The following is a 5587-nucleotide window of genomic DNA, read 5'->3' on the forward strand; positions in this document are numbered from 1 at the left end:
TCCCCTGCTCGAGCGAAGCCGAGAGCTTGGGGAAGGGTGGACACAGCCCACGGCGCCGAGGGGCGATAAAGGAGGCACCAACCCCGGTGCAGGCGGGCACGGACCCCGGGGCCGGGAAGCGCGGAAGGCGGCCCCGGCGCCGGCGCAGCCGGAAGGCCCCGCCCCAGGGTGACGTACCCGGTTCAGGGACCCGGCCAGAGGCCCTCGTTCGTGAGGCCCAGGAGATCGATCGCGTTGCGACGGACGATCCGGTCGACCACATCCGCGTCCAGATGCCCCATCTGCGCCTCCCCCACCTCCCGGGACTTCGGCCACGTAGAGTCCGAGTGCGGATAGTCCGTCTCGTAGAGGACATTCCCGACCCCGATGGAATCGAGGTTCCTCAACCCGAAGGCGTCATCGAAGAAGCACCCGTACACGTGGTCGGCGAAGAGCTCCGACGGCGGCCGCAGCACCTTGTCCGCGACGCCACCCCACCCCCGGTTCTCCTCCCACACCACATCCGCACGCTCCAGGATGTACGGGATCCAGCCGATCTGGCCCTCCGCGTACATCACCTTCAGATTCGGGAAGCGCTCGAACTTCCCGCTCATCAGCCAGTCCACCATCGAGAAGCAGCAGTTGGCGAAGGTGATCGTCGAGCCGACGGCCGGCGGCGCGTCCGCCGAGGTGGACGGCATCCTGCTGGAGGACCCGATGTGCATGGCCACGACGGTCCCCGTCTCGTCGCACGCCGCGAGGAAGGGGTCCCACGCGTCGGTGTGGATGGACGGCAGCCCCAGATGCGGCGGAATCTCGGAGAAGGCGACCGCCCGGACCCCGCGCGCGGCATTGCGCCGCACCTCCGCGGCGGCGAGCTCCGGGTCCCACAAGGGGATGAGGGTGAGCGGTATGAGCCGCCCCCGCGCCTCGGGCCCGCACCACTCGTCGACCATCCAGTCGTTGTACGCGCGCACCCCGAGAAGCCCGAGCTCACGGTCCTTGGCCTCGGTGAACGTCTGCCCGCAGAAGCGTGGGAAGGTCGGGAAGCACAGGGCGGACTGGACGTGGTTGACGTCCATGTCGGCGAGCCGCTCCGGCACGCTGAACGAGCCGGGCCGCATCTGTTCGTACGTGATGACCTCGAGCTTGATCTCGTCCCTGTCGTAGCCGACGGCGGTGTCGAGGCGGGTGAGGGGGCGGTGCAGATCCTCGTAGATCCACCAGTCGCCTATGGGCCCTTCATCCCCTTTCGCCCCCATCACGGGGGCGAACTTCCCGCCGAGGAAGCTCATCTCCTTCAGGGGCGCGCGGACGATCCTGGGGCCGCTGTCCTGGTACTTCGACGGGAGCCGGTCCCGCCAGACGTGGGGAGGTTCGACCGTGTGGTCGTCCACCGAGATGATCTTGGGGAAGGTCTCCGGGCTCTCCGTTGTCTCCATACGGCCCACGGTAGCGCCGATCTGACGACCCGTCAGCTAGTCGTACGGTGCCTCATGGGGCACCCGAGGCCGAAAACGTGTCCCGGGTGTCGTGCGAGGACCCTGTGAGAGCCGTCTCCCACGGCTGACGCATCCGCCATGAACAAGGCAAACTGGCGGGGTGCAAGAACCAAGGCGCGACCGGGCGGCGACCGAGGCCCGTTCGGGGCTCGGTACGAACACGCCCGGGACAGGGGTCAGCCCCCGCCTCCCGGGTACGACCGACAACGGCAAGACCGCGGACCGGGCAGCTCCGCGGCCGGCAGGACTGGGATAGGCAGGGCGGCAGGGGGAGCGATGGTCGATGTACCGCGAGTACCGGAGCAGTGGCGTCCGGCCTCGGGGAGCGCCCCCGAGGAGCGGACCGAGGGGCATCCCCCCGAGGTCCGGGCGTCACGCTTCAGCGTGCTCGGACCGGTGCGCGCATGGCACGGCACGGAACAGCTCAACACCGGCTCACCACAGCAGCGGGCGCTCCTTGCGGCCCTCCTGCTGCGGGACGGCCGCACGGCCACGGCCGCGGAGCTGATCGACGCCCTCTGGGGCGAGGAGCCACCGTCGCAGGCACTGGCAGCGGTACGTACGTACGCGTCCCGGCTCCGCAAGGTCCTGCCGCCCGGCGTCCTCGTCAGCGAGTCCGGGGGCTACTCCGTCCAGGTCGCGGACGGCGCCCTGGACCTCGCCGCCGCCGAGGACCTCTGGTCGGCCGCCGAGAAGGCCCGCGGCGTGGGCGACCTGTGCCAGGCGCGCACGCTGGTGAACAAGTCCCTCGGCCTGTGGGACGGCGAACCGCTCGCCGGCGTCCCCGGCCCCTACGCCGAGACCCAGCGCACCCGCCTGGAGGAGTGGCGCCTGCAGCTCCTGGAGTCCCGCCTGGACATGGACCTGGAGCAGGGCTGCCACGCGGAGGCGGTCTCCGAACTGACCGCCCTGACCGCGGCCCACCCGCTGCGCGAGCGCCTGCGCGAACTCCTGATGCTGGCCCTGTACCGCTCCGGCCGCCAGGCCGAGGCCCTCGCCGTCTACGCCGACACGCGCCGGCTGCTCGCCGACGAGCTCGGCGTCGACCCGCGCCCCGGCCTCAAGGACCTCCAGCAGCGCATCCTCCAGGCCGACCCCGGCCTCGCCGAGCCCTCGGCCGATTCGCCCGAACCGGCCACCACCGTCGTGCGGCCGGCGCAACTCCCGGCGACCGTGCCCGACTTCACGGGCCGGGCCTCCTTCGTCCACGAGCTGAGCGAGATCCTCTCCACCGCCGAGGGCCGCGTCATGGCCGTCTCGGCGCTCGCGGGCATCGGCGGCGTGGGCAAGACGACCCTCGCCGTCCACGTCGCGCACGTGGCCCGCACCCACTTCCCGGACGGCCAGCTGTACGTGGACCTCCAGGGCGCGGGCGCGCGGGCCGCGGAACCCGAGACGGTCCTCGGCGCCTTCCTGCGCGCCCTCGGCACCGCCGACTCCGCGATCCCCGACTCCCTGGAGGAGAGGGCCGCGCTCTACCGCTCGGTCCTGGACGGGCGCCGCGTCCTCGTCCTCCTGGACAACGCGCGCGACGCGGCGCAGGTCCGCCCCCTCCTGCCCGGCATGGAGGGCTGCGCGGCCCTCGTCACGAGCCGCGTGCGGATGGTCGACCTCGCGGGCGCCCACCTCGTCGACCTGGACGTGATGTCGCCGGAGGAGGCGCTCCTCCTCTTCACCCGGATCGTCGGCGAGGAGCGCGTCACGGCGGAGCGCGAGGCCGCGCTCGACGTGGTGGCGGCCTGCGGTTTCCTCCCCCTGGCCATCCGTATCGCGGCCTCGCGCCTCGCGGCCCGCCGGACCTGGACGGTCTCCACGCTGGCGGCGAAGCTCGCGGACGAGCGGCGTCGCCTCGACGAGCTCCAGGCGGGCGACCTCGCGGTCAAGGCGACCTTCGAACTCGGCTACGGCCAGCTGGAACCGGCCCAGGCCCGCGCCTTCCGCCTCCTCGGCCTCGCCGACGGCCCCGACCTCTCCCTGGCGGCGGCCGCGGCGGTCCTCGACCTTCCCCTGGAGGACACCGAGGACATCCTGGAATCCCTGGTCGACACGTCCCTGGTGGAGTCCGCGGCGCCGGGCCGCTACCGCTACCACGACCTGGTCCGTCTCTACGCGCGTGCATGCGCCGAACGCGACGAACAGCCCCCGAGCGAACGGGAGGCGGCGCTCTCGCGCCTCCTGGACTTCTACCTCGCCTCGGCGGCCCGGGTGTACGCGATCGAACGCCCCGGGGACCGGACGGTGGACCACCTGGAGGTCACGGCCCGCCTGGGCCAGGATTTCACCGACGACACGAAGGCCCTGGACTGGCTCCACTCGGAGGCGGCCTGCATCCTGGCCTGCGTCCAGCAGTCCCTGGGCCCCACCACCCTGCGCCGCGCGGTGGACCTGCTGCTGGCCTCCAAGGACCTGGCGGAGTCCGGCGCGAGCTCGCTCCGCTACGAACTGGCCACGTCGGCCGCGCGGGACGCGGCGGCGGCACTGGGGGACGCGCACGCGGAGGGGCGGGCACGGGTCACGCTCAGCCAGGTGCACAACAACGCCGGACACTTCGAGAAGGCCCGGGTCGAGGCCGAGCTGGCCACCACGCTGGGGCAGACCACCGGTGACCCCTGGACCGGCTGCAACGCCCCCAACGAACTCGGCATCATCGCCAACTGCTTGAACCGCCCCGCGGAGAGCGAGAAGTACCTGCTGCAGGCGATCGACGCGTTCCGGGCCGACGGCAACCGCCCCGGCGAAGCCAGCGCCGTCTGCAACCTGTCCCGCGTCCTGGCCGACCTGGGGCGCATCTCCGCGGCGATCGACCTCGTCCGGCAGGGCATCGCCATATACGACGACCTCGGCCTCACCTTCCGCCTCGCCAACGCCCGGTACGCGCTCGGCATCGCCCTCGGTCACGCGGGGCGCCACACCGAGGCACTGGACCAGCTGACCGACGCCCTGCACATGTTCGTGGAGAACCGGCAGCGCCTGTGGGAGGGGACGACCCACTATCGCATCGCGCAGGTGCACCTCGCGGCACAGCGGTCCACCCAGGCCGCCCAGCACGCGGAACAGGCGCTGAGCACCGGATGCATCGGCGGCGACTGGATGCGCGCCAACGTCCTGACGGCCCTCGGCAAGTCGCTCGACAACATGGGGCAACGGGACCGGGCACGGGCGTGCTGGCGCGAAGCCCTGACGATCCACGAGCGGGGCGGGGCACCCGAGGCCGACGAGGTACGCGGGCTCCTCGGCCCGCTCGCGGCCGCCTGACGTCAGCACTTCAGGGCGTTCATCGAACGTTTATGAGTAGCTGCCACTCTCATTTCATCGATCCGTCGCGTCGGGGGGCAGACGGGTCGCACGGGGCCTCACAGATAGGGTGAGCGGCCCTGGAACGCCCGTTCGGCGGCCCTCGGGGGAGTTGCCGAGCGGGCGTTCTGCCCCAGCGAACCGCCTATCCCAGGGGGATTTCCACCATGAGCGACGCGAAGAAGAACGAGGACATCACCACCATGGGCGACAGCCACATGCCCGCTCCGCCGAAGGACGGCAAGATCACCACGCAGGGCGACAGCCACATGCCCGCCCCGCCGAAGGACGGCAAGATCACCACACAGGGCGACAGCCACATGCCCAATCCGCCCAAGGACTGAGACTTCATTCCCGACGGGGGACGATCGGCCGCGGCGGCGCGGAGGGGGAGCCGCCGCGGCCGACATCTGTTTCAGGTCAGGTTCAGGCCAATGATTGGCAGGAACAGACCACACTCATCGAACATTTGCACGCAAAACGACTAGCGTCACTCGATGTCCGGAAGTCTCCCTCTCCCCACAGGAGCTGAAATGACTCGCACCAAGAAGGCCCTCGTCACCCTGGCCATCGCGGCCGCCGCAGCCGGCGGCGCGGCGGCTCCGGCGCTGGCCGACAGCCACCTCCCGGTCGCGCCCCAGGGCGACAGCCACCTCCCGGTCGCACCGATGGGCGACGGCCACACGCCGGTCGCACCGCAGGGTGACAGCCACCTCCCGGTCGCACCGATGGGCGACGGCCACACGCCGGTCGCACCGCAGGGTGACAGCCACCTCCCGGTCGCACCGATGGGCGACAGCCACCTCCCGGTC

At 71.5% G+C, this 5587-nt stretch carries 4 protein-coding genes; 3 read left to right on the forward strand and 1 reads right to left on the reverse strand.

What is annotated here, in order from left to right; translation table 11 throughout:
- Positions 1-182: 182 nt before the first annotated feature.
- Positions 183-1421, reverse strand: coding sequence for an amidohydrolase family protein (locus tag AOK22_RS25805; RefSeq protein WP_055701105.1), 1239 nt, complete (start codon positions 1419-1421; stop codon positions 183-185).
- 336 nt (positions 1422-1757) lie between these two features.
- Between AOK22_RS25805 and afsR the strand changes: the two genes are divergently transcribed.
- The 3 genes from afsR to AOK22_RS25815 form a co-directional block, all read left to right on the forward strand.
- Positions 1758-4736 (forward strand): SARP-family global regulator AfsR, encoded by a 2979-nt coding sequence (gene afsR, locus AOK22_RS25810; protein ID WP_055701106.1) that lies wholly within the window; start codon positions 1758-1760, stop codon positions 4734-4736.
- Between the two features lie 206 nt (positions 4737-4942).
- The gene (locus AOK22_RS41015) at positions 4943-5119 is read left to right on the forward strand and encodes a sigma-like protein (protein ID WP_107102034.1); all 177 of its coding nucleotides are present in this window, start codon (positions 4943-4945) and stop codon (positions 5117-5119) included.
- A gap of 189 nt (positions 5120-5308) precedes the next feature.
- Positions 5309-5587, forward strand: a 279-nt coding sequence (locus AOK22_RS25815) for a hypothetical protein (protein ID WP_063795331.1), incomplete at its 3' end; no start/stop codon positions are given.

This window comes from Streptomyces silaceus (genome assembly GCF_001419745.1).
In the GTDB taxonomy this organism is placed as follows: Bacteria; Actinomycetota; Actinomycetes; order Streptomycetales; family Streptomycetaceae; genus Streptomyces; species Streptomyces silaceus.

Bases quoted from the DNA above. Each gene is read 5' to 3' on its own strand.
- AOK22_RS25805 (WP_055701105.1), bottom strand. From the start codon at position 1,421: ATGGAGACAACGGAGAGCCCGGAGACCTTCCCCAAGATCATCTCGGTG.
- afsR (WP_055701106.1), top strand. From the start codon at position 1,758: ATGGTCGATGTACCGCGAGTACCGGAGCAGTGGCGTCCGGCCTCGGGG.
- AOK22_RS41015 (WP_107102034.1), top strand. From the start codon at position 4,943: ATGAGCGACGCGAAGAAGAACGAGGACATCACCACCATGGGCGACAGC.